16 protein-coding genes and 1 pseudogene are annotated in these 24,575 nt (G+C 63.4%); 8 read left to right on the top strand and 9 right to left on the bottom strand.

The genetic code is table 11. The features are described 5' to 3' along the window. Positions 1 to 11: 11 nt before the first annotated feature. Together K1J57_RS07285 and K1J57_RS07280 are read right to left on the bottom strand one after the other, a co-directional pair. Positions 12 to 515 carry a very short patch repair endonuclease gene (locus K1J57_RS07285; RefSeq protein WP_255646876.1) on the bottom strand — a complete coding sequence of 168 codons (504 nt, stop codon included), beginning with the start codon at positions 513 to 515 and terminating at the stop codon, positions 12 to 14. Between the two features lie 278 nt (positions 516 to 793). After that, positions 794 to 2,146 carry a DNA cytosine methyltransferase gene (locus K1J57_RS07280; protein ID WP_220563696.1) on the bottom strand — a complete coding sequence of 451 codons (1,353 nt, stop codon included), beginning with the start codon at positions 2,144 to 2,146 and terminating at the stop codon, positions 794 to 796. Between the two features lie 121 nt (positions 2,147 to 2,267). On the opposite strand from K1J57_RS07280, the gene K1J57_RS07275 reads away from it, so the two are divergent. From K1J57_RS07275 to K1J57_RS07265, 3 genes are all read left to right on the top strand, one after another. Beyond that, positions 2,268 to 3,113 (top strand): Eco29kI family restriction endonuclease, encoded by an 846-nt coding sequence (locus K1J57_RS07275; protein ID WP_220563695.1) that lies wholly within the window; start codon positions 2,268 to 2,270, stop codon positions 3,111 to 3,113. A gap of 116 nt (positions 3,114 to 3,229) precedes the next feature. Next, complete coding sequence (locus K1J57_RS34130; protein ID WP_220563694.1) at positions 3,230 to 3,613, top strand: transposase; 384 nt, start codon at positions 3,230 to 3,232, stop codon at positions 3,611 to 3,613. Then, positions 3,534 to 3,839, top strand: coding sequence for a hypothetical protein (locus K1J57_RS07265; RefSeq protein ID WP_220565938.1), 306 nt, complete (start codon positions 3,534 to 3,536; stop codon positions 3,837 to 3,839). Before K1J57_RS34130 ends, K1J57_RS07265 begins: the two co-directional genes overlap by 80 nt. Positions 3,840 to 3,903: 64 nt before the next feature. Here K1J57_RS07265 and K1J57_RS07260 read toward each other — a convergent pair whose 3' ends face one another. From K1J57_RS07260 to K1J57_RS07255, 3 genes are all read right to left on the bottom strand, one after another. After that, the gene (locus K1J57_RS07260) at positions 3,904 to 5,475 is read right to left on the bottom strand and encodes a PIN-like domain-containing protein (protein ID WP_220563693.1); all 1,572 of its coding nucleotides are present in this window, start codon (positions 5,473 to 5,475) and stop codon (positions 3,904 to 3,906) included. Positions 5,476 to 5,989: 514 nt separating this feature from the next. Continuing rightward, entirely contained in the window at positions 5,990 to 6,280 is a 291-nt protein-coding gene (locus tag K1J57_RS33370; protein WP_255646875.1) for a hypothetical protein, read from the bottom strand. Next, a complete protein-coding gene (locus tag K1J57_RS07255; RefSeq protein WP_255646874.1) occupies positions 6,265 to 7,086 on the bottom strand; it encodes an ISAs1 family transposase in 822 nt (273 codons plus the stop codon). Before K1J57_RS07255 ends, K1J57_RS33370 begins: the two co-directional genes overlap by 16 nt. Before the next feature lie 450 nt (positions 7,087 to 7,536). On the opposite strand from K1J57_RS07255, the gene K1J57_RS07250 reads away from it, so the two are divergent. After that, positions 7,537 to 8,333 (top strand): IS5 family transposase gene (locus K1J57_RS07250; RefSeq protein WP_255647131.1). Its coding sequence is split into 2 segments (ribosomal slippage): positions 7,537 to 7,873 and positions 7,873 to 8,333, totalling 798 coding nucleotides; the frame shifts between segments, so codons are not numbered across the junction. A gap of 276 nt (positions 8,334 to 8,609) precedes the next feature. Here the strand turns inward: K1J57_RS07250 and K1J57_RS33365 are convergent. Next, positions 8,610 to 8,906: pseudogene (locus K1J57_RS33365) on the bottom strand (transposase); the annotation flags it as partial. 510 nt (positions 8,907 to 9,416) lie between these two features. On the opposite strand from K1J57_RS33365, the gene K1J57_RS07240 reads away from it, so the two are divergent. Continuing rightward, positions 9,417 to 10,643 (top strand): HEPN-associated N-terminal domain-containing protein, encoded by a 1,227-nt coding sequence (locus K1J57_RS07240; RefSeq protein ID WP_220563691.1) that lies wholly within the window; start codon positions 9,417 to 9,419, stop codon positions 10,641 to 10,643. A gap of 55 nt (positions 10,644 to 10,698) precedes the next feature. On the opposite strand, the gene K1J57_RS07235 is transcribed toward K1J57_RS07240, so the two are convergent. Beyond that, positions 10,699 to 11,271, bottom strand: coding sequence for a hypothetical protein (locus tag K1J57_RS07235; protein WP_220563690.1), 573 nt, complete (start codon positions 11,269 to 11,271; stop codon positions 10,699 to 10,701). Positions 11,272 to 11,511: 240 nt separating this feature from the next. After that, on the bottom strand, positions 11,512 to 13,068 hold the full coding sequence (locus tag K1J57_RS07230; protein WP_220563689.1) for an FG-GAP-like repeat-containing protein: 1,557 nt from the start codon (positions 13,066 to 13,068) through the stop codon (positions 11,512 to 11,514). A gap of 369 nt (positions 13,069 to 13,437) precedes the next feature. Between K1J57_RS07230 and K1J57_RS33940 the strand changes: the two genes are divergently transcribed. From K1J57_RS33940 to K1J57_RS07215, 3 genes are all read left to right on the top strand, one after another. Further along, complete coding sequence (locus tag K1J57_RS33940) at positions 13,438 to 22,407, top strand: DNRLRE domain-containing protein (protein WP_220563688.1); 8,970 nt, start codon at positions 13,438 to 13,440, stop codon at positions 22,405 to 22,407. 9 nt (positions 22,408 to 22,416) lie between these two features. Then, positions 22,417 to 23,001 carry a hypothetical protein gene (locus tag K1J57_RS07220; RefSeq protein WP_220563687.1) on the top strand — a complete coding sequence of 195 codons (585 nt, stop codon included), beginning with the start codon at positions 22,417 to 22,419 and terminating at the stop codon, positions 22,999 to 23,001. Positions 23,002 to 23,121: 120 nt separating this feature from the next. Then, entirely contained in the window at positions 23,122 to 23,331 is a 210-nt protein-coding gene (locus K1J57_RS07215) for a hypothetical protein (protein ID WP_220563686.1), read from the top strand. Between the two features lie 156 nt (positions 23,332 to 23,487). On the opposite strand, the gene K1J57_RS07210 is transcribed toward K1J57_RS07215, so the two are convergent. Beyond that, positions 23,488 to 24,252 carry a transposase family protein gene (locus K1J57_RS07210; protein ID WP_220563685.1) on the bottom strand — a complete coding sequence of 255 codons (765 nt, stop codon included), beginning with the start codon at positions 24,250 to 24,252 and terminating at the stop codon, positions 23,488 to 23,490. Positions 24,253 to 24,575 lie beyond the last annotated feature (323 nt).

Genomic DNA, 24,575 nt, shown 5'->3' with positions numbered 1-24,575 from the left:
GCATCGATCTTTCAGTTGCTGATCTCGCCTTTACCGCGCAATCGCCGCAAAACCTGTTCCACGGTATCCGCAGCTCTCTTTGAGTCCTCGTGCTCCCAGAACCGAATGACCGTCCAACCAGCCGCGCGTAGTAGTTCATTAGTATCCGCATCACGGACTTTATTGCCTTCGATCTTCGCGGCCCAGGCTTCTGCGTTCTTCTTCGCTGGACGCAGATGCTGCGAGCATCCATGCCAGAAACAGCCATCGACGAATATGGCAACCTTATCCTTGGGAAAAATGACGTCTGCGCGCCGACGAACCCCTTTCAGTGGACTCGCGTCCACCCTGTAACGTAGACCCTTCGCGTGAAGCAAGGAACGTAGGGCCATTTCGGGTTTGGTATCTCTTCCTCGATTCGCGAGCATGACCGCACGGACTTCTCGAGAGGAGGCTTTGGATGAGGGTGGCAAGGACTCCTCAGTGAGAAGTCCTTTTTCCCAAGCACGTTGCCACGCCTCACGCAGGTTCGCCAAGCGTGTGCTGTGCGATACCTCACCGAGGTATATCTCCGGAGACTTGCCAGCGTCAGACCATCGAAGAACGGCGCGGATCCTTCTGGTTCTCTTATAAAGCTTGAGTGCGACCGAAGCCCGCGCGAACCGGCCGTCCCCCAAGGCCACCATCCGCCGGTGTCGGCCTCCAGCGGCTCGGTCCTGCTCGAGCATAGGAGAAATTCCCCTGGCGTGCTTGTATGCCCGTTCAGGAGGCAGTCGATCGTTCCAGGTATTCTGCTTCCTTGTCATCTTAGTATTCAGTGACCAGCATTACCCAGGGCGTCTGCGACGGCCTTGGCAAAGAACTCGCCGAGGACGACTGGTACAGCGTTGCCAAGTTGTCGCATCTTTTCACCACGTGGACCGGCACCCTGCCACTCATCTGGGAACGTCATCACGCGCGCTGTCTCGCGCACCGTCATATAGCGGTGCTCGTATCGCCAACCATTTTCAACGCTGGAATCATGTACGCGTTCATCGAGAAGCATTACTGACTCTCCGCCGGGTACACCATGGACCCCTGCCTTTACCGTCTTCGCTGGACGGTCGAGTTCGTTGGGTGTGTGTCCTTTGTAGATGCGGGCCGCTGGCCACCCGATGTGATCAGTGATACCAAGACGCGCCGCCTGCTCGGATTTGCGGTCGAGTTTGGCGAGGTCGATCGGGGGGAGCTCTGGGAGACGTGTGTCTGTACCGAAACCTTGGATGGCGTCGCGGAGCGTCCGCCACGGAGCACAGTCATCCTCGCCAATAATCTTTGGGAGAGAAGCCCGGACGCGCTCACGGACATGTTCCGGAACTTTGGAGTGACGTTGCCAGTACTCTCCGTCCTCATCCCTCATTGATCGGTACAGAGCGGAGGCCGAGAATCGTGGTGTCTTGACATACTTCTCGAAAGTATCGACATCCACGTCGAGATCAGCCCGGAAAGCTACTAGCACAACTCTGTGGCGAATCTGCGGAACACCGTAATCGGCGGCGTTCACGGGTACCTGGACGACATGGTAACGCTGGTCATCTCTATCATTAGCTGGACGCTGCGCTAGGAGACGCTCAAGCTGGGCGTTATGGACCTGCCATCTGACACTGTCTTCTCGCTCCACGAAGGGAAGCTGCAACTCCCTCTGGATGTAATCGAAGTACTCTTTGAACGATGGGCGAAGCAGGCCTCTTACGTTCTCGCAGATGACAGCCTTGGGTTGCATCTCGCGGATGGCTTTGAACATAGCGGGGAACATGTTCCGCTTGTCTTCGTCTCCTTTGGCGACGCCGCCAGCACTGAACGGCTGACAGGGCGGTCCTCCAGCGAGAACGTCGACCTGCCCACGAAGCGCGCTGAGATCAAGGTCTTGCACGTCGCCCGGGTACAGAGGGGCGGGCTCACCGGGCTTGGGGGCTGTCGGCTTCCGATCCTGCGTGCGTATGATGCCGTCGTCGCCAAGCGTCTTCGTCGCGCTTGCTTCGAGGGTCTCACAAGCACGGGTGTTGAATTCGTTGAACAGAAGCGGACGGAAGCCGGCCCGGTGAACCGCCATGGCCAGACCGCCGCCACCAGCGAACAACTCAACACTGGTGCGATCTCCTACGAAGTCTTTAGGCTGCTCAGTCATGGTAAAAGCATACCGCGGAGCAGGCGATCTTGAAGCCAGTTTGGCAGACTGTGGACCAGGCGATCTGTCACAGACGCATGGGGCGCCCGTTCGAGCGCACCGAGTGAGAGTTGGAGCACAGATGACACAACAGTTGAAGTGGGATGATGAACCTTCGCATCGCGCGGAGTTCAGACTCAGCATCACCAAGGCCCTAAAGGATCAACTCGCCCAGTCTCTGGCGGAGTTGGAACCAAGTCCTCTTTCTATGGAGAGACTAAATGAGCTGGACAAGCGCGGCGGAATCTACCAGCTATACCACAACGAACATTTCGTCTATGTAGGCAAGGCCGACAAAAACCTCCCGCAGCGAATCAAAATACACCTAAAGAAGATCTCAGGCCGAAAGAACATCTCCATCGACGAGATGAAATTTACTTGCCTTTACGTTGACGAAGATTTCCCTGCGGTAGCTCCCGAAAAACTTCTTATCGCAAAGTACAGAGAGCGGGGCGAGATCCCATGGAATACCAACGGCTTTGGAAATAATGACCCCGGAAGGCAGCGAGATGGCACCATAATCCCTGCAAACCACTTTGACGTCCTGCATCCCATCAACCTAGAATTGCCTGTGCAAGGCATCGGACCAGGCAAGCTGCCTCTCCGCAAACTCCTGGCCGAATTCAAGAAGCAACTGCCATACAACTTTCGCTACGCCCTCAAACTTCTAGGCCCCATGGGCGACGTCGAGACTACCATCCCGAGGGCTGACCCAAGCGCTGGGGAAATTTTTTCCATAATCGGAAAAGCGATCACTCAAGAATGGCAGATTTCATTGCTGCACGGGTATGCGATCATGTACCCTGAAGGCAAAAAAGACTATCCCAGCGCGTGGCGCTACTACCGCGACGGAAATCCAGTAGATGTCGATCCGCAAGTCGACCAAGCTCACGAGATAGCCGAAGAAGATTCTGACGAGGAATCGTAAAAAATAAGAACAACAGAAGTGTTTCGTGCCGGGTTCTTTAGAGGTGGTGTGTCCTGCGCTTTTCGGAGTCGGATTCTTGGACTCATGGGACCACGTGACCCTTGAAGGAGGGCATCGTGGGACGTCGTGGATACCCCGCCGAGTTCCGCTGCAAGGTCTTAGACGTGGTCGAAGCGGGGCGCAGCGTCGCGGACGTGGCACGCGATCTGGACATCAGTACCGAGACGATCTACGCCTGGCGGCGCCAGGACCGTATCGACCGAGGTCTGGCCCCGGGCCTGACCAGCACCGAGAAGACCGAACTGGCCGCAGCTAACAAGCACATCGCCGAGTTGAAGGCTGAGCTGGACATCCACTGCCGGGCCAGCGTGTTATTGGGCGAGGCGGTGCCCCAAAAGACGGTTCGAAGCGGTCGCGGTGATGGCCGCCGAGGGACATCCGGTCCAAGTCGCCGTCCAGGTGCTGGAGGTCTCAGAGTTCGGATTCTACGCCTGGCGTGATCGAGAGTCCTCGGCCCGCCGGCATGTGCTGCTCACCGACACCATCCGCCAGATTTACGCCGCTTCCAACAGTGTGTACGAGGTGCGGCGTGTACATGCCGCACTCACCCTCGGGCGCGGGATGCAGCTCTGGCACGGCACGGTGGCGATGCTGATGTCCCGGGCCGGCCGGGGAGGGCAGGGGCTCGATCAGGACTCACTGGATATCGGTCAAGTCGAGGTATAGGTTGGTCGTACCGCCATAGCCTCCATGCTCACAGCGTCGCGAATATGTTGCGGAGTGAAGTGCCTCACCGTTGCTCTCCCTTCTTAAACATGCTCTCGGAGAAAAAACTCTTCAATCTTGGCGTTCTGCGCGATTTTCCACCCCAGTAAATACGCCCCTCCGCCTGCAATTCTTCAACTATAATCTTTGGGAATCTCCATGCCCTGCCAGTTGGTGGGTAGATCGCCTTGTCGTCAGGGTTGATTATCGGGTAATAATTCTCCTTGCGAAAATCAGGGCTTGTGATGTCGGATGGGCGCCACGGGCCTCGTGCGTCATTATCTGGATTAAAGTACCCGACACTAGAAGGGGAGACATCGATAGTGGCATTGATCCCGAAATTCGCAAGAAGTGCGATTAGATCACTGCCGCCCACAATTCTGATGCCTTCCGCCTTGGCGATTTTTGTCGCGGACGGTGAAAATTCAGATGTCGCAAAGAAGATGGCTTCATCCTCGTTCCTGCTCCGTAGAACACCGATCAGTTCGTAGATCGCACGGACGGGAACAGGTCTGTGATGCCGCTTTGTCTGCACGATACTTGTTCTACTGGGATCCTCCATGCTCGTGGCGATAAAATCAAATCCTGCGTCCCTATACCCTACATCGGCGCCTTCGACATGGTAGCCCATGTGAGCCAAAAGATAGTGGATTAGGTTTTCGAAGGCAGTTCTATCAAGGTCGAGAAGGTTCGGTGATGCACCCGGGTCGCGGAATGTTTCTGGCAACAGTGAATTCAAATCTTCACCAAATTCCCCCAGTGACTCAATTGTCTCATTCGATACCTCGGAAGACAGATACTCCTTCGTTCCGACGATGAATTCTTTCAGCGTTACCAGCAACAGGTCAGCACCTGCCGTGTCGCGCATTTCTTGGACCAGTTCCGGCCGCGGACCTTTGAGTTTTCCCTTAGCGTCGTACTCCCACCAGTCAGCCTTCAGGTCCTTGGTGATAAAAAGTATAAGGCGCTCTTTTTTGGCGACCTCCGTCGCCCTATCCAGAGTTTGGCGCCATAGAATAAAATCACCAGCAGCGCGCAGATTGCTTTCTTTTCCAGCATCGAGGTATCCTGGAGGAATTTTGTTCGGGAACCGAAAGGAATGCGCCTCATCTACGTATGACCGGAGCTCAGAGGACGAGTATCCGGAGCCAATTTTACCCACCAGCAGATCATCGATCCTAAGGAGTAGCGAGTCCACGCGTTGCATATCCTGTGGATGCAAATCGTGCTCGCTCTCTAATGCCTCAAATTCTTGAATTGCCTCATCCATTACTCCGTTCAGTCGTGCAAGGATGTCTTCCCTCCTCAGACCAGCCTCATCAGGGTGCCACTCCCTAGTTGTACCCGCCCGATCGCGTAGGCCCTGAAGTTTTTCAATAGCATCTTCAATAATAATGGCGGCATCAGTCGTAGCAGTCTTCAGAAGTCGGCCTGTCTGCTTAAATGCAGACATTCTTTCTTCGACGACACGCTTGCGATTTCGGCTAAACTCAATGGCAGCCTGATGAGGTACCCAAAGTCGACTCCCTGCGTAGCTAAAAGCATCAAGGACCTGGTTTCGGGCTGTGGGGGTAAGTCTGTACAGGTCGAGGAGCACGTTGGCGTCAAGGATAACGAGTCCCTCGCGATAAAATCGCTCTTGCGGAACATGCTTCTGATCGAACCAAGACGAGAAATCTACAGTAAGGCGGCGTTGCAAGTTGGGTGGCCTTTCTTCTATGCTCTGAGACTAATTTTAGTCTGCGTTAGTTCGTGCGGGAGTGCGAGGGCTCAAGGGGTGGGCCCTGTTCTGAGCTCAAAACGAGGAAGTCGCTCTGACTGTCAGTCCGGACTCGGCCCGAGGTAGAACCGTGGGTATTCCGATACTAGCGTTCGTTCAGGCCGGGTTCCAGGGAAAAATCGAGCGGTGAACACCGAGCTGCTAGCGGATTCGATCCGCGTCTCGCAGGGCCGATGAAATCCTCCGTGGTTGCTCGGCTGTTCCTGGATACTGCGGCACGGGGTGGTCTCCGGTGGCACGTAGTGGGATTTCGCTGCTCGGATGAGCCGGTACGGAACCCCGCATATCGCAGGGCTGTTTCATTCTCGGCGAGTGGTGATGTTGGCGCTGGTCAGCGAAGCCCGATCACGTCCAGCGGGCGGGTGAACGCCTCGTACGACACCCACCGGATCGCGTCGGGCACCGTGTCCTGACCCAACCGGCCCAAGAACACCAAGGTGAGCGCTCGCAACACCGCCAGGTTGTCGGCGCCGTGGCCGGAGCGGACCTTGCAGGCGTCCTCGCCCATCGATACGTCCTTGACGTGGTGCCAGGCCTCGATGTTCCAGTGCCCCCACACCAGAGCACTGATCCGGGCCGCGTCCGCCTGCCCGACCTCCAACGAGGTCACCGCATAAGCCACGGTCCACAGACCTTCCCTGTGTGCAGATCCCTCACGTAACGGCGCACGCGCACCGCCTGGACCGCGTGCGGGAAACCGGTCCTGCCCTCAAGGTCGATGGCCTTGACCGTACGGGTCTCGGCCCGCCCGTGGCCACAGGCCCGAGTGGTGCCCAGTGCGGGAGCCTGCGCCCAGGGCAGGGTCCTGAGCTGGGCGAACAGCGTCCGCTGGTTGCGTTTGACGGTCAACACGTAGTCGGCGTGCAGGTCCTGGACCAGGTGGGTGACGGTGTCGGCCTGAGTGTGCAGAGCATCGGCCGTGACCACCACTCCAGCCAGATTCACGCCCGCCAGCAGGACGGCCAAGGCGTCGATCTCGCTGGTGCCGGCAAGGGCCCGCACCTGGGCCGCCAGGTGCCGATCCGGGGTCAGGGCGGCGAGCAGGTGCACCGCCACCTCGGTGGCCGTGGCCGATCCGCGCAGGGTCTTGCCGTCCACCGCCACCACCTCAAGGGTGTCGGGTCTGGTCAGGGCGGCCAGGGTCTCGGGGTCCAGGGCGAGCAGGACCCGGCGGATGGTCGCCGGGGACGGAGCAGAGCGCGCCCCCAAGGCCGGACAGGAGCTCCGGCATCCCAACTGGGTTAGGGTGTGCTGTGGTGCGGCGTCGGCCCATTGGCCGATGGCCCGCAGGTGGCGGGCTCCGGCGAGCATCGCGCACAGGGCGCACAGCACGACGCTGGCCAGGCTGTGGCGGCGACCCTGCGGCGAGCGGGGATCGGCCAGGCGGGCGAGCTTGTCGGCAAGGCCGACGGGGACAGGGGCGGGCATGGCAGACTGGGGGCGCAACGGAGTCCCTTGGAAGTCAGAGATGTGGAAGTCCCTGATCTTCTAGCGGGCTCCGTTGCTCGTTGGTGCGGGCTTCGACCGGATCGCTACAGGGCTGTGATCAGCGCTGATAGTCCACGATCCCGACTATGAAACAGCCCTGCACGTAGAGGCGTAGTGGCGCTTCGGGACGACCTGTGTCCGAGGCCACGGCCTGAACCGCGCCCTCGAGGTTGCTCCGGGGCCAGTCGGACCGCCGTTAAGGCTGACCGTACGACCTCGAGGTACCAGCGGACTGAAATCCGCACCTTGACGGCGGCCTCAAATCCTCCGTTCATGCTCCGCAGTCCCGTGATCCCACAACACGGAGGAGTCCTATGTGGTCTCCGTTAGCACTACAGCCGCACTTAGAGCTCATCTCATTTGGGTTCTCGGTAGCCTGCTCCTGTGTCGATGGTGGAACGGCTGGTGCCGGACGAGCTGTGGGAACTGTTCCAACGAGTGGTGCCCGAGGCGCCCACCCGCCCGCAAGGCGGCGGGCGGCGCAGACACGGCGACCGCCAAGTGCTGGCCGCGATCATCTTCGTGGCCACCAGCGGCTGCACCTGGGCCCAGCTCCCGCCGGTCTTCGGTCCCTCTGGTGCCACCGCGCACCGGCGTTTCACCGAGTGGACCCGGGCCCGGGTGTGGGCCAAGCTCCACCGCCTGGTCTTGGACGAGCTCGGTTCTCGCGGTGAGCTGGACTGGTCGCGGTGCGCGATCGACTCGGTGAACATGCGGGCTCTCAAAGGGGGGACCTGACAGGTCCCAATCCTGTCGACCGGGGCAAGAAGGGGTCGAAGATCCACCTGATCACCGACCGACAGGGTTTGCCCCTGTCCATGGCGATCTCGGGGGCCAACACCCACGACAGCCAAGCGTTGCAGCCCCTGGTGGCTGGGATCCCTCCGATTCGCTCCCGCCGCGGACCCCGCAGGCGCCGCCCGGGCAAGCTGCACGGCGACAAGGGCTACGACTACGCCCATCTGCGCCGCTGGCTCCGGCAGCGGGGGATCGTGCACCGCCTGGCCCGCCGGGACATGGAGTCCTCGCAGCGGCTGGGCCGGCATCGGTGGCAGGTCGAGCGGACCATGGCCTGGCTGGCCGGATGCCGCCGCCTGCACCGCCGCTACGAGCGCAAGGCCGACCACTTCCTGGCCTTCGCCGGCATCGCCTGCACACTGATCTGCTATCGCCAACTCACCAAATGAGATGAGCTCTTAGTGATCGATGAGACGTTTCTGCCGCTGGTAGTGACAGCAGCGGGCCCGGGCCTGGTGACGGTGTCTCCACCGCGACCAACGAACCCGGTACGACCAGGCATGATCGGGTCGATGGTAGTGGGCATGCAATCGGCGGATCTCGTTGACGGTCAACCCGATCAGCTCGCCCGGATCATCACCGCCCGGCCCCTCACGCGGCGATCGTCCCCACGACTCGGGCCCCCTGTGTGGCGAGGCCGTCCGTTTCCTCGCCGCCCCGGCCCTCCCGGCTGAGCGGCGGCCCTTCTTCTCGAACCCGGTGTCGTCCACGACCAGCACCCCGTCCAGGTGGCCGAGCCGTTCTCCCACTTGGGCGCGTAGGGCGTTGCGGACCTCGTCGGCGTCCCAGCGGGCGTGGTTGAGCAGCCGCTGCATGCCGTCGGGGGTGGCGTCGCTGGCGAACTCGGCCAGGGACCAGCCGTTCTTACGCTCCAGGCCGCTGAGCAGGCCCAGCAGGTAGTAGCGGGCGCGCAGCCGGGGTTCCCTGCGGCCGAAGAAGGGCGCTACGACCTGGGAGAACAGGTCCTCGAAACTGTTCGTCCATGCTTCGGAGCCGGCTTCTACTACAGTGGGCGGCACGGTCACCGCCGATCGTTTGGTTCCAACACACCCACATGATCACAGCGGTGGCCGTCTCATGTCCGGGGGTTGCTCAGACCAAGATCTCCAAGTGCGGCTGGAGTACTCTGCGGTGTTGAGTTCAGCCCCATCGCTGTCCACCTCGAACCACACACGCTTGCCCTGACCACAGCAATAGGTCCCGCACACATGCCGGGTGAAAGCCTGGATGAGGGCCAGCCCCTACCGTGCTCGGTCAGGAGCTCCACCATTTCCCCGACCTCAGGACCGAAGCCAACCCTTTCGGTGTCGAAAGCCAGATCGGCCACGAAACCACCAGGAATGCGGATATCTTGTCGTCTCCAGGAACGACGCCGAATCCGTCGCCAGGCACCTCCTACCGCCCCTCACCGAGGGACGGGTACACTGCGGACCGGAACTTCTTGAGGGGTCATGGGACTAGCCAAAGCGCGCATGATGGAGATCCAGGATCGGGGTTTCGAAGACGCCGGTGACCAGGCGGTCTGTCTGGAGTGTGTCCTGGACGACGGGCTTCGGCACGGTGTGTCCGAGATCCTGACCGAACACCGTTGCACCTTTTGCGAGCGCGAATCAAACGGCCAGCAGCCGATCGCGGCTGACTTCGAGGAGTTCATGCCACTTGTCATGGCCGCGATTCGCTTCTTCTATGACCGCTCCGAGGAGAGCCTCTTCTGGTCCGATGACTTCACCACGAGGTACTCATCGGAGGACGTGGCTTATGACGTCTGCGGGAACGCCGTCACCGATCGTGTCATAGAGTCGATAGTCGCGCTGATCCCTGACGAGGACTGGAACCCGGATCCGGGGAGGCTGAGGCCCGACCTTGCCTTGAAGGGCTCGTGGGAGGAGTTTCGGAACAAGGTGAAATACTCGTCCCGCTTCACCTTCCTCTCCCTTCCTGAGGAGTCCTCGGACCACCCAGACGAGTTCACCACGACCGAGTTTCTCGAGAAGCTCATGAAGATCATCGAGCAGCGACAGGCAGTGCTCCAGATCCCCGCAGGCCAGGTCTTCTACCGAGGACGGCTCATCGACCGCCCCGATGACCTCAGCTGGTGCAACGCTCACACCCTCGGCCCGCCGCCTCCAGAGCTGGCTTCGGCCAACCGTATGAGCCCTGCTGGGATCCCCATGTTCTACGGAAGTGACGACCCGGAGACCGTGGTGGCGGAGATCGGCGCGCACGGTGCCAGCAGATTCGCGGTGATCGGCGCGTTCGAGACCACCAGGGCACTGAGAATGATCAACCTCGCGGATCTGCCGCCGGTACCAAGCGTGTTCGACGCGGCTGGACGCGAGTCCTACTACGACCTCGTGTTCCTGCACTCGTTCACTCAGGACCTACGAGCACCGGTGTCGCTCAACGGAAGCCAGCATATCGACTACGTCCCCACCCAGGTGGTCACCGAGTACATGAAGTGGCTTTCTGAACCCTCATTCGACGGCATCCTGTTCTCGAGCGCCCAGAATGAAGGCAGGTCCTGTGTGGTCTTCTGCGGCCCCGAACACTGTGCTGACGCGGGCGAGGAGGACACGAACACCATCCTCAGGCTTCGTGAGGGGTCGGTAGAGGCGGTGCGTGTGGTGGCCGTGCCGGTAGCGCTCGACGTGGCTCTCGGAAGCAGCGGCCTGGTCTTCGGTGACCCTTTCCGAGGCTGAGATGAACTGGAGTGAGCAGGCCGGGCACGTAGCGGAACAGGGGAGTCCGTACGCGCTACGCGTATGAACCTTCCTCATCCGTCCCGGCCATCGGTACCCCCACCCCGAGGTCCACACGCATCAACAGGCGAAGCTCCTGAAGCCGAACCCAGGTGTCTTGGCGCCTGGTTTCGGCCAGCTTCGCGGTTTCCCCGTCCCTGGGATTGCCGTGGTCGAGCCGCTTCACCAGGCCGAAAAGGCTGGACAGGCTCCGGTTGACCTTGGACGCGGCCCCGAGAATGTCGTCGTTCACCGAAAGCTGTGCCTCGGCGTAGCTGAGCCGGTAGGCCGCCCGGACGCGTTCGATAGATCCCCGTTCCTCGTCACGTGGTTCGTCCAACTCCAGGGCCCGCAGAAGGTCGGTGAGTGCCGTCAGATACTCCCGAGCTGCGGAGTTGAGCGCGATGTACCCGGTGCGGCGCCGCGCCATCTCGGCTCGAGAGTCTTCGGAACTCTGCTGTCGCTCGCGCACCTGCTCAGCATGCCTGAGCTCCTGCGCCTTGGTTCGGTGTGCGAACAGCTGTGTGGTGAAGGCCGTCACCACGCTGCCCACCGCGCCCGCCAACCCACCGATCAGGATCGGATCCATCACCACACCCGTCTGTTGTCCAGTAACAGGGACCCAGATTGCCATGGCGAACCCGGACATCCCGAAACCGGGTCCGGGTGTGCTCTCGCCGGGCAGGAGCGCAGGGTGACTGGCGAAGCGTCGTATTCACACTGTTTCGTGCCGGGTTTTGGCATGTACCGGCTTTGGTGGAGCCGTGTTTCTGGATTCTCAGGCCACGGTGCTCGGGGAACGACGGCCAGACGTGTGGCCGAGAGCGTCTTACTTGGGCAAAGCGATACCGAAGGCATCCCCGTTGACGCCGTTGCCGAGACCGAGATCGGCTTGGGCGTACGCCTGTGCAGAGACCAGGGCTCCACGGTCCACCTTGAGGACGGTGACGGTGCCGGCCGCGTTGCCCGGGGCGCCGATGAGGGGTTCAGCGTGTCCGTCGTCGTCGATGTCGATGATCCCGACGGTCCAGCCGAAGTGGTCGTCCTTGGCGACGGTGCCGGGAACCCCTTCGACGTCCTGGTCGATCCATACCGAATCCGCCGAAGAGATACCGCCGTCGGCGTTGCCGAACAGGACCATGGCGGACCCGGATCCGGTGGCACTGCCGATCGCCTCGCTGCGCATGCCCACGACCAGGTCGTCGATGCCATCTCCGTCGATGTCGCCCGCCGCCAGGTCGGAGGCGAAGTAGTCCTCCGGTTCGGGGGCGCCGCCGATCCCGGGAGTGTCCTGGTGGATGACCTCGACGTTGCGGTGGGTGAGGCCGTCGGCGCCAGCGTAGAAAACAGCCAGACTGCCTGCCGCGCCCACCTCTCCGACCTTCTGGTCGGACACGCCGACCGCCACATCAAGGTAGGGGTCGTCGTCGAAGTTGCCCAGGGCCAAGGCGCTTCCGGAGAACTCGCCGATGCCGTCGACGTGGGCTGAGTCGATGTAGTCGCTGTCCGCGGGTGCGTCGGTGAAAGGGCCGTAGAGCACGTGAATGGATCCCCGGTCGGAGCTGCCGGAGATCTGCTCGCCGATGGTCGTCACGACCAAGTCGTCGTTCCCATCGCCGTTGATGTCGCCGACGGCGAGCTGCTCGCCGAAGCGGTCCTCGGCTTCGGGGGCTCCGGGAACGTTCGCGGTCAGCTGGTCGACCGAGATGGTCGAGCTCATGTCCAGGCCGGTGCCGGTTCCGAAGATGATGCGCAGGGTTCCGGCGTTGCCTTTGCCGTTGGCGTTGTCCAGGGGCATGCCGATGACGAGGTCGTCGTATCCGTCGGTGTTGAGGTCGCCGGTGGCCAGAGAGTATCCGAAGACCTCGTCCTTGGCCACGGTCCCGGGGATGCCGGGGCTGTCCTCGTGGATCGACTGGCTGCGGGTGTTGATGAGCCCGGAGCCGCTGCCGTACTGGATGGCGACGTATCCAGCGCCCTCGACGTCGCCGATGGCCTCGAAGGGGATGCCCACCGCCAGGTCGGCGTATCCGTCGGCGTCGAAGTCGCCGCTGGCCATGCTCTGGCCGAAGCTGTCGTTCTTCTCCGGTGCTCCTGCGACGTCGGCCGAGTCCTGGTGGAGCAGGTAGCCGGAGCTGAAATCACCGGTGACGCTGCCGTTGGTGATGGCGATGGAACCGGCGTTCGCATGGCTGTTGAGGGTGTCTCCCGGTAGTCCCACGGCCAGGTCGGGGTAGCCGTCCCCGTTGAAGTCGTAGGGGGTGGCCCGGGGGTCGGCGAAGCCGGCGACGAGAGCGTAGGTGCCCATTCCCCCGATGACCGCCACGCCTGTCGCGGCGGCGAGCCACTTCTGGGAAGTGGACAGCTGGGAGAGCTTCTGCTTCATCGGGCACCTTCGACGTCAACATTGGGACGGCGGAACCCTAACCATCCTGAACCTCACAAAAGGCTCACTTTTTGTCATGTTTTCATAACTATGCAAATGTTCGATACGTTATTCAAAAGTTGTGGTTGGTTTACGCGGTTAGCCCTAATATGTCCGGGTTCTAGTAGGGCCGACCGCGTTGTTCTCCTTGCCGCGGTCGGCCTGTTGCTGTCGCATCGCAAGTGAAGGAGCGTCGTGCACGCGTCGCACCATGGCGGAACCCTGAGCCGTCGGATCTGGTCCTCGACCCTGGCCGGTGCCGTCGCTCTTTCCCTGGTGGCCAGCGTCTTGGCGCAACCGGCCTGGGGGCAGGGCGCCTCCGGAGCCCTCGTGCCCGCACAGATCCCTTCAGGACCCGAACAGCTCGGCGGCGACGCCTCTGGCCGCGACCACGAGGTACCAGCCGAGCACAGCGATGCCAACGGCGGCAACGCCCTCGACGCCGCTGACCTCCAAACCGACAACGACGCCCTGCCGCTGGCCGGGGGAACCACCCCCTTCACGCCGGTCTCCCCGGACATCGATCCCCAGGAACTCACCGACCAGACCCAGGAGATGGTCGAGACCACCCCTGCCGGTGAGGGGTTCGACCCGGAGCAGAGCCAGGAACTGGTCGACGAGCGCACCCGGTGGACCAAGGAGTACGAGAACACCGACGGCACCACCACCACGCTCCTCTACACCGATCCGGTCCACGCCCGAGACGAGAACGGCACCTGGCAGGAGATCGACACGACCCTGGTCCCCAAGACCCCGGCAGCCGGCGACCCGGCAACGGGGAACGAAGGAGACCTCCTCGGCATGGCCGTTGAGGAGACCGACCTCACCCTCTCCACCGACGGTGACGCCCCGGAACTGGTCACGCTCGGCGTCACCGAGAACGGTGGGCACAGCCTCGCCTTCGGCCTGGAAGAAGCAGCTCCCGTCACCGGCCAAGCCCAGGACGACACCATCCTGTACGAGAACGTGCGCCCCGATGCGGACCTCGAACTGCAGGCCGCCCCCGGCATGGTCAAAGAGACCATCATTCTCAACTCCGCGGACGCTCCCCGCGAGTGGACCTTCCCCCTTGAACTGAACGGCCTGACCCCGGAACTGGACGACCAGGGCGCAGTGGTCTTCTCCGACACCGACGGCCAAGCCCAGGCCGTGATCCCCACCGGGTGGATGGAGGACTCCTCCTTCAATGAGGAGACCGGCGGCCCCGCCATGTCCGGTGACGTGAGCTACCGGGTGGAGGAGAAGGACGGCGACTGGTCCCTGGTCGTGGTGCTCGACGACACCTGGCTGGACGACCCCGACCGTGTTTACCCCGTCCAGGTGGACCCCAGCGTCGCCGACATCGACACCAACGGTGACTCCTATGTCCAGAACGACTGGCCCACCACCAACTACGGCGGAGACGACGAGCTCAAGATCGGCAGTTACGACGGCAGCACCCGGGCGATCAGCTACCTGCGCTTCGGTGACGTCAACAGCCAGCTGAAGAACCGCTACATCCTCAACGCCGACCTGGTCCTGTTCAACCACTGGTCCGCGAACTGCTCGCCCCGCCAGATGAGGGTCCACCAGATCACCGAGTCCTGGTCGGCGTCCACCGTCACCTGGAACAACCGCCCCTCCAGCTCCGGTACCGCGGTGGCCACCGACTCCTTCTCCCACGGTGAGAGCTGCAGTGGCGCCAAGTGGGAGACCGTCGACCTCGGCAAGAAGGGCGTGGACCTGGTCCAGGACTGGGTTGAAGGGTCGGTCACCAACCACGGCCTGTCGTTGCAGGCCGACTTCGACAACACCAACGCCTGGAAGCGTTTCGGTAGCCGCCAGTCCGCCAACCAGCCCTACCTCGCCATCACCCACAGCGAGTGGGGTGCCTCCTACGACGTCGGCTCACTGACCGAACCGGTCACCGGAGGCCAGGGTGGCGAGGTCAGTGTCACCGTCACCAACCTCGGCAGCCAGGACTGGGAACCCCAGGGGTGGAACGAGTTCCGCCTGGGTACCCGGGTCCGGGATAAGGCCACCGGCGAGCTCTTGGACGCGGTGGCGTTCACCCGCCTCAACGAGCGCCTCACCCCCAATGACTCGGCGACCCTCGACGCCCGCATCCCGCCGCTGCCGCCGGGTGAGTACCTCCTCAACTTCGATATGCAAAGGCTCCAGGACCAGCGCTGGCTCTCCAGCGAATCGGTCCCGGTGACCACGGTCACCGTCACCTCCCAGGACGTGGGGCCGCGTATCAACGACATCTACCCCCGACCCGGGGCCCAGGTGGGCAGCCTCACTCCCACCCTATTCGCCGAGGGCGAGAGCATCGACGACTGGCCGGCCGACGCCACGGTGGAGTACTGGTTCGAGGTCTGCGCCGACAACGACGGCGAACCGGGTGAGTGCGTCAACTCCACCTGGCAGGATGACCGCACCTGGGTGGTCCCCGAGGGCACCCTGGCCTGGGGCGAGCAGTTCCTCTGGCGTGTCCGCACCCGCGAGGGCACCACAGCCAGTCCGATCAGCCCCTATTACCCCTTCGTCACCGCGGTGGAGCAGCCCGCCATCACCTCCCATCTGGGCGGTGTCGGGCTCAGCGGCGCAGGACGCGACGTCGACCCGTTGATCGGCAACCACACCCTCACCGACACCGACGCCGAGGTCGCGGCTGTCGGACCCGCGCTCGGCATCCAGCGCACCTACAACAGCCGTGACCCGCGCACCGACAACGTCTTCGGCGCCGGCTGGAGCACCCGCTTCGACATGCGTGTCAGTCCCGACGACGACGGCACCGGCAACGTTGTGGTCACCTACCCCCACGGCCAGCAGGTCCGCTTCGGCCAGAACCCCGACGGCACCTACGCACCGCCCTTCGGTAGTTTCGCCACGCTCACCTCCACCGACGGGGGCGGCTGGCGTCTGACCGACAAGAACCAGACCGGGTACGTCTTCGACGCCTCCGGCCAGGTTGTGGAGATCACCGACTTCCGCGACCGCACCCAGCACCTGGAATACGCCTCCGACGGCACCCTGGCCAGCGTCACCAACCCTGGCGGACGCACGCTCCACTTCACCTGGGAGAACGGCCGGGTCGCCAGCGTCAGCACCGAGCCGCCCCAGACCGACGCCGCACCTTTGACGTGGACCTACACCTACGAGGGTGAGCGGCTCGTCCAGGTCTGCGGCCCTGAGGACACCGACGGTGCCTGCACGCGCTACACCTACACCGACGGATCCCACTACCTGACGGTCGTGCGCGACGCGGGCCCCGTCGCCTACTGGCGCCTGGGCGAAGCCGAAGGCTCCACCGAGGCTGACAACGACCTGCTGCTGGACCACGACCGCCACACCGGCGTCTACCACGACGTCCAGCTCGGGACCGGCGGTGCCCTGCAGGGCAGCCCGGAGAGCGCCGCGACCTTCAACGGCACCTCCTCGCACCTGCGCCTGTCCGACTGGCTGGTGGGACAGACCCCCTACCTGACCGTTGAGATGTGGTTCCGCACCGACGCCCACGGTGTGCTGTTCAGCTACCAGCAGCAGGCACTGGACGAGGCCATCACCGGCACCGCCACACCCGCCCTGTACGTCGGCACCGATGGCAGGCTCCGCGGCCAGTTCTGGAACGGCACGGTCGCACCGATCACCACCGACCAGGCCGTCAACGACGGCGCCTGGCACCACGTCGCCCTCACCGCGGCAGGCGACCGCCAGTCCCTGTACCTGGACGGCGCCAAGGTCGGCGGCCTCACCGGTGCCATCACCCAGGACGACCAGCGCTACGTCTACGCCGGCGCCGGTTCCTGGTCCAACTGGCCGGGCAGCGAAGGCGACATCTCCCACTTCACCGGCGACCTCGACGAGATCGCCGTGTACAACCGTCCCCTAGGCGCCCAGACCGTGGCCGAACACCACGCCGCGGGCACCCTCTCCCAGAAGCTGACCCAGGCCACCCTGCCCAGCGGCCGCGTGCACACCACCATCGAGCACGACACCGCCCACGACCGCGTCCGCTCCTACACTGATGCCAACGGCGCCACCTACCGCCTCTCCGACCACACCCTCACCGGTGCGAACGGAACCCCGACCGGCGACGACGAGGAAGTGCCCGAGACGGAGAGCACCGTCACCGTCAAGGTCACCGACCCCGACGACCGGACCTCCAGCTACACCTACGACCCCCTCAACGGACACCGCCTCATCTCCCAGACCGACGTGTCCGGCAACACCGCCGCCTTCGCCTACGACACCGGCGGGTTCCTCGCCGCCACCACGGCACCGGACGGCACCGTCACCCGGGCCGGGCATGACGAACGCGGCAACAAGATCTCCCAGACCACCTGCCGCGACGCCTCCGACCCGGACTCCTGCTCCACGTCCTACTACGGGTTCCACCTCAACGCCGACGACCCGCTGGACCCGCGCAACGACCAGCTGACCGTCGAACGCGACGCCCGCTCCACCGGAGCCGACGACGACACCTACGCGACGGTCCACACCTACAACGCCTTCGGCGACCGCATCGCCACCACGACCCCGGCCACACCGGACTTCCCCCAGGGCCGGGAGACCTCCCAGACCTTCACCGACGGCACCGAGACCGCCGTCGGCGGCGGCACCGTGCCCGCAGGTCTGCTGCTCACCTCCACCGACCCCCGCGGGGCCGTCACCTCACGGGAGTACTACGCCACCGGCGACCTGGCCCGGGTGACCGCACCCAACGGCCTGATCACCGAGTACACCTACGACACCCTGGGCCGGGAAGTCTCCGCCACCGTCATCACCGACGACCACCCCGAAGGCATCACCACCACCCGCAACTACGACGGCGATTCCCGGGTGACCACCGAAACCGGTCCGGCCACCGTCAACGCCGTCACCGAAACCTCCCACCAGGCCTCGGTCTCCTACACCTACGACCCCGACGGCCTGCCCCTCACCGAGACCGTCACCGACCTGGGTGACACCGACCAGGTGCGCACCACCACCCGCACCTACGACGACCACGGCCGCCTGGCCTCGGTCACCGACCCCGAAGGCCAGACGGAGACCTACACCTACGACACCTACGGCAACCAGCACACCCGCACCATGTCCGGCGGAGACACCTTCCGCTACGAGTACACGCCCACCGGTGACCTGGCCGAAGTCGTCCTCACCGGCTACACCGGACATCCTGCAGACCCTCAGCCCGCCACCGACGTCGTTCTGGACTCCTACGCCTACGACCCCGTGGGTCGCACGGCCGAACACACCGACGCGATGGGCCGCACCACCCGCTACACCTACTACGACGACGGCCTCCCCGCACAGGAGATCCGCGTCGGGTTCCGCGAGGAGGACGGGTCCACCCGCGACATCGTTCTAGCCGACCGCGCCTACGATGCCGCGGGCAACCTGACCCGGGAGAGCACCGGTAACGGGACCGTCACCACCACCTACACGGTCGACGCCGCCAACCGCATCACCGCCCTGGTCCTGGACCCCGACGGGCTCGCCCGACGCACCACCTACACCTACGACGCCGGGGGAGAGGTCCTCACCGAGACCCGCACCGGCGCCGGTGGCACACGCACCGAGACCTCCACCTACGAACGGGACATCACCGGAGCCTGGACCAGCCACACCATCGAGAACGGCGACCAGGACCTCACCCTCACCCGAACCCTGGACCAGCGGGGCCTGGCACTGACCGAGACCACCCCCGGCGGTGCGACCGTCCACCACACCTACGACGCCCTCGGCCGACCGGTCGCCACCCAGAGCCCCTCGGTGACCATTGAGGAATGGTCCGCCGAAGCCGTCACCGGCCGCCCCACCACCCTCGTGGGCTACAACGCCTTCGGTGAGGCCACCCACGAGAAGGACGCCCAGGGACAGATCACCCGCACCTCCTACGACGGTGCGGGGCGCCCTGTGTCGGTCACGCTCGCGGACTACACCCCGCCCGGCTCCTCCACCGCCCTGACCCCGACCCTCACCACCACCTACAACACCGCCGGGCACATCGCCTCCGAGACCGACCCGGCCGGCGGCGTCACCACCTACACCTACGACCAGCTCGGCAACATCGCCACCCTCACCGAACCCGCACCCCGCCAGGGCGAAGACGCCCCGGTCACCACCTACACCCACGACCTACTGGGCGAGCAGCTCTCCGTCACCGACCCGACCGGCGCCCGCACCGAGGCCACCTACGACGACCTGGGCCGCCAGATCACCCTGACGCAGATCGAGCGCCACTCCGCCCCCGGCGCCCACACCACCCGCCTCGCCTACGACGACGCGGGCAACCTCACCTCGACCACCACACCCTCCGGCACGGTCGCCACCGCCACCTTCAACGCCGCAGCACAACCGGTCACGGAGACCGACCCCGCCGGACTGACCACCTCCTACACCTACGGGCCAACAGGGCTGGCCGCCGCGGTCACCCACCCCGACGGCACCACGCTGCGCACCACCTACGACGGTGCGGGACGCGCCACCGCCACCACGGCCGAGGACGCCTCCGGCACCACCCTGGCCACCACCAGCACCCGTTACGACGCCGACTCCAACCCCGTCGCCATCACCGACCCCCTGGGCCACACCACCACCCAGGAATACGACCTTCTCGGAAGACTGACCACCCTTACCGAGCCCGTCGACGACACCACCTCCATCACCACCACGTTCGGCTACGACGCCGCGAGCAACCGCACCCGCCTCACTGACGGACGCGGCAACACCACCTGGTACACCTTCACTACCCACGGGCTCCTGGAATCGGTGATCGAACCGGCCACCGACGCCCACCCCGACCTGGCCGACCGCACCTGGACCACCGTCTACGACGTCGCGGGCAACCCGGTGGAGGAACGCCAGCCCGGCGGGGTCGTCCAGCAGCGAACCTTCGACGCCCTGGGCCGCATCACCCAGGTCAGCGGCAGCGGAGCCGAGGCCGAGACCCAGACCGACACCTTCGCCTACGACCTGGTCGGCCGCCCGACCCGGGCCGGATCGGCCACCTACACCTACGACGACCGCGGCAACCTGCTCACCGCAGCCGGCAGCTCAGGGGAGGCGTCCTTCTCCTACGACATCGAAGGGCGGATGACCCAGCGCACCGACGCGGCCGGAACCACCACCTTCGCCTACGACGACGCGGGACGGGTGAGCGCCATCGGAGACCCGCTCACCGGAGTGGAGCACCGCTACGCCTATGACAGTGCGGGACGCCTGGGCACCATCACCTACGGAGCCGACCCGGCCCCGCAGCGCTCGTTCACCTACGACGCCCAGGGGCGCCTGCTCACCGACACCACCCTCACCCTGGGCCCGGTGCCGACCCTGTCCACCGCCTACACCTACGACAAGGCCGGACAGGTCACCGGCAGGACCACCGCCGGTATCGCCGGGGAGGGCGAGCACACCTACACCTATGACCATGCCGGGCGTCTGACCAGTTGGACCGCACCCGACGATACGGTCACCGACTACACCTGGGACGCCGCGGGCAACCGCACCTCCGCTGGTGAGGACAGCGCCGTCTACGACGAGCGCAACCGCTTGATCAGCGGGGCCGGGACCGATTACTCCTGGACCGCCCGTGGCACTTTGGCCGAAACCACGGACGTCGACGGAACCGTCACGGCCTTCACGCACGACGCCCGTGGCCGGATGATCACCGATGGGGACACCACCTACTTCTACGACGGCCTGAACCGGCTCATTCAGCGCGGCGGCGACAAGATCCTCTACGCGGACCAGGCCAACGACCCGGTCTCCGTGGCAGGGGAGCTCATCGCCCGGGACCTGGCCGGATCACCGTTGTCCACCAGCACCGGTGGCAGTGCTGGGCTGGTCACCATAGCCGACCAGCACGGCGATGTCATCGCAGGGCTTGACCCCGCTACCGGAGCGATCACCGGGTCGCGCACCTACGCGCCGTTCGGCGAGGTCACCCAGGAGGACGGGGCCACCGGTTCACTCGGCTACCAGGGCGAGTTCACCGACCCGGAGACCGGGCGGGTGAACATGCACGCCCGCTGGTACGACCCGGCGACGGGCGGGTTCGCCTCCCGGGACAGCTGGACCCTCAACCCGGTCCCGTCGGTACAAGCGAACCGGTACACCTACGCCAACGGTTCCCCGCTGAACTTCACCGACCCCAGTGGGCATTGGCCTGACGTTATCCCGGATAAGTACACCGATCACATTGACGAAGAGCTTCGTCGGCTTTCTCAGAAAATGGAGAGGTATCTCAAAAGGCAGGCGAGGAAAGCCGCAGCAAGAGCCGCAGCCGCAGCCGGAGTTGCTGCCGGAGTGAAGGCAGCCGTTGTTGGTGGCCTTGCTGGTCTTATCGTGGTTCTCACGCCTGGAACTTTGGCAGATGGCACCTGTCGCAATCTCTGCTACGGGAATAAGGATTTCCCTGGCCTGGGTTACGGTGGCAAGGGTTTCTGCCGTTCCTGCTATGGGAATAAGCCCACGTGGGTCCCAAACCCTTCTGGAGGCGGCTACTACTACTGGGATGGCAATGGAGGCGGTTTCGTTGTTGCGGCTCCTCCGCCCCCGCCCCCGTGGAAGGCAATCCTTGCAGCGGTCCTGGCCACTGCGTACGAACGGCCCACTACTGAGGCAACCACAGACTCGGGCCACGACCAATTTGTTGACGACTCATTCACTCGTGCCGTAAAGGATCTGGGGCTAAATGAAAAGCAACTGAAGGACTACTTTAAACACTTCCCAATTATTCTCACTGATGCGGATCGTCGTCGAGAATTTAGCGATCTCTTGGGGGGGTGGGATGAGCAGCCCGGAAACTGCCTTCAGGGCAATGAATCATGGGTCTATTATCACCCCCTCGACTCTCAGGGGAGAGCCACTGGCGTCACGGCATGCTTGAGTGCTGACCAAATCGACTACAGGGGTCGCGGCAGGAAAAAGGACCCAAATAAGTCGACGGAGATCATTGGTGGAGACACTGATCGCGGTAGGGGTAGCGAAAAAACCAATCCGGCCGGATGGCAGCATCTCGACGGAGAAAGAGGATTTGCTCGAGGTCACCTTCTCGCTCGTGAACTTGGTGGTACAGGCAGAGACAGGCGTAACCTTGTAAAGATGTATACTGCGGCTAACTCGGGCGTGATGGCGCAGTATGAGCATGTAGTGAGGAGGCGGCTCGATGCAGGGGAGCGCGTATTTTACGTTTCTGTCCCTAACTATGAAGGAAACAACCCCGTTCCGGAGACCATCGACCTGTATGCTGTGGGCGATCGGGGTTTCTATGCTCAATGGACTGTGTACAACACCCCTACGGGAATGCCTTAAGGAGGATTCGTGAAGGTGACGATTTCGCAACTGGCATCAGACGCAGGACTGGAGGGGCCTCGCCGATACAAGGTGGATTGGGGAAGGGCGGAAGCCGAGTTGGGAACTTCTCTGCCATCGGATTACAAGGAGTACGTATATTGGTTTGGCCCGGGGAGCTTCGAGGAGTATCTCTATATTTGCATCCCTGGTGTCGAAAATAGCGTCACGGAATTGGGTTCTCGATTGAAGGATGAGGGAAAATTAAGCGATTTTCGTAAAAAAATCAACCCCGACTCACCACGACCTTACTCGCTATTTCCTGAGGTGGGTGGGTGGCTGCCTTGGGGTTTCACTATTGATGGGGATGCTTTGTACTGGGTCACGTCGCCGGGTGATCCCAACGCGTGGACTGTAGCGGCGTCGTCGCGCGCCGACGATCTGGCTCACTTCAATGGTGGATTCTCCCAGTATTTGTATTCTTATATTTGGAACACTGGGGAGATGGAGTTCTTCGACGAAACCGATAGTCAAATTCCAATTCCTTTTGAGGCGAGCGATGGAAAATGGAGGGGGGGAGGGGAGCGCTTGTCTGAATATGGCTACTTTGAATGATGATGGAAATTATTTTTTGATCTGGCTTGACTTTGGTAATTTTTTGCTACGGACGATGTCTTCGGCTCCTATGGCGTCTACCGTCCGGGCGGGCAGGGTCTGGTCCGTTGGGGCATATCGATGACGGCCGCGGAGTTCTGCTGGGCCGCTGACGCCGAGACTCCGCCGGAGGACTGGCCGGTGGTGGCGAGAGAGGAGGCCGATGACTGGCAGCTCCTGACGATGTCGGCATCGGAGTGTCTCTTCCGTGTCCTGACCGATGCCACCTTTGAGGACTACACCATCGCGGACATGGTGGACCCTCCGTTCTTCACGCCATATGAGGCGTAGCAAGGAATGCCGACCTGTGCTGTGGTAGCGCTTGTATCTCACACTAAACCGGTGCTCACTGGTCGGTTTCAATTGCTCGTGGTCGGACTGTTGTGAGTGTTCACCGAGTACGGAAATGGCCGCTTCCTCATCGGTTTTCCGGGTAGTGAGCCTTTTTCATCCTGCTTCTCGGAGCTGAAGGACCAGCACCGCGCGGGTGATCTGGCCAGCGCGCTGCGGACAGCAGCGTAGGCGGCGCAGGATGTCCCACTGCTTGAGCTGGGCGATTGCGCGCTCGCCCGGCGAGCGGAGCTTGGCGTGTTCGGAGTTGGCCTCCTTCTTCCACTGCGGCTTGCCCCGCCCTTTGAACGGGCAGAACACCACGTCCGAGAGCCCCACGTATCCCTTGTCGCCCAGGCCGAGCAGTCCTGCGGCTCTGATGCGATCGGCGATCCTCCAGACCCGGGCGGCCCGGGTGTCGTGCACCGCCCCGGGCAGCGACCAGGACGTCCACAGGGGTTCACCGTCGGGGGCTGCGACGATCTGGATGTTCATGCCGTGCTGTTTGTGCTTGCCGGAGTAGAACGGGCGGTCGGCCGCCAGACGGTCGCAGGCGATCAGCGTGCCGTCCACGATCACGTATCCCCAGCCCTTGCGGCGGGCGCGGCGCAGTCCTTGCTCCAGGGTGGGCGCCTGGGCGGCGAGCAGGGCCGTGGTCTCGTGCACGTAGCGCCAGGCGGTGGTGGTGCCGACACCGAAACCGGCCGCGACCTGGGCGAACGGTTCGCCCTTGTGCAGGTGGACCAGGACGAGCAGGGCCTGGGTGGCCGGGTCGAGGCGGCGCCATCGAGAACCGGTGTTCTTGCGGTGGGTTCGGATGGTGCGGGCGGCCAGGTTCAGGGTCCGGCGTGACAGGGGTAGCGCGGCACGGTAGAACAGCATGTGGAGCCTCTGGTGGGGCGGGTTTTCTTGGTCGTTAATCCATCTACCAGGGGCTTCTTGCTGTCAGGGGTGCTCAGGGTGAGCTGGTACGAGGCTGCGACCTGCACGTTCAGGATGAAAAAGGCTCAGTGACCCCATCGGAAACGGAACAGGCAAGGGTTTGCAGCGGATGTGCTGACCTGGCCCCCATGGATTTGGTCCGTGGCTCGGGAGGTGGGGCGGTTGCTCGGTGATTGCTCCGGTGCTGGGGGACAGGGCGGTCTCCCGTGGTCCCGGGTGGTCCTATGTGGTGTTGGCGCTGTGGGGTGGCGGGGGAGCTATCG

Origin of the sequence: Nocardiopsis sp. MT53, assembly GCF_019598965.1 — a bacterium.
Classification (GTDB): Bacteria; Actinomycetota; Actinomycetes; order Streptosporangiales; family Streptosporangiaceae; genus Nocardiopsis; species Nocardiopsis changdeensis.
The sequence above is the reverse complement of the archived record's forward strand: the minus strand, read 5'-3'. Positions and strand labels throughout refer to the sequence as shown.

Excerpts from the sequence above, each read along its gene's own strand:
- K1J57_RS07280 (WP_220563696.1), bottom strand. The coding sequence starts at position 2,146 with ATGACTGAGCAGCCTAAAGACTTCGTAGGAGATCGCACCAGTGTTGAG.
- K1J57_RS07240 (WP_220563691.1), top strand. The coding sequence starts at position 9,417 with ATGATGGAGATCCAGGATCGGGGTTTCGAAGACGCCGGTGACCAGGCG.
- K1J57_RS07275 (WP_220563695.1), top strand. The coding sequence starts at position 2,268 with ATGACACAACAGTTGAAGTGGGATGATGAACCTTCGCATCGCGCGGAG.
- K1J57_RS07265 (WP_220565938.1), top strand. The coding sequence starts at position 3,534 with ATGGCCGCCGAGGGACATCCGGTCCAAGTCGCCGTCCAGGTGCTGGAG.
- K1J57_RS07230 (WP_220563689.1), bottom strand. The coding sequence starts at position 13,068 with ATGAAGCAGAAGCTCTCCCAGCTGTCCACTTCCCAGAAGTGGCTCGCC.
- K1J57_RS07235 (WP_220563690.1), bottom strand. The coding sequence starts at position 11,271 with ATGGATCCGATCCTGATCGGTGGGTTGGCGGGCGCGGTGGGCAGCGTG.
- K1J57_RS07215 (WP_220563686.1), top strand. The coding sequence starts at position 23,122 with ATGACGGCCGCGGAGTTCTGCTGGGCCGCTGACGCCGAGACTCCGCCG.
- K1J57_RS07210 (WP_220563685.1), bottom strand. The coding sequence starts at position 24,252 with ATGCTGTTCTACCGTGCCGCGCTACCCCTGTCACGCCGGACCCTGAAC.
- K1J57_RS07255 (WP_255646874.1), bottom strand. The coding sequence starts at position 7,086 with ATGCCCGCCCCTGTCCCCGTCGGCCTTGCCGACAAGCTCGCCCGCCTG.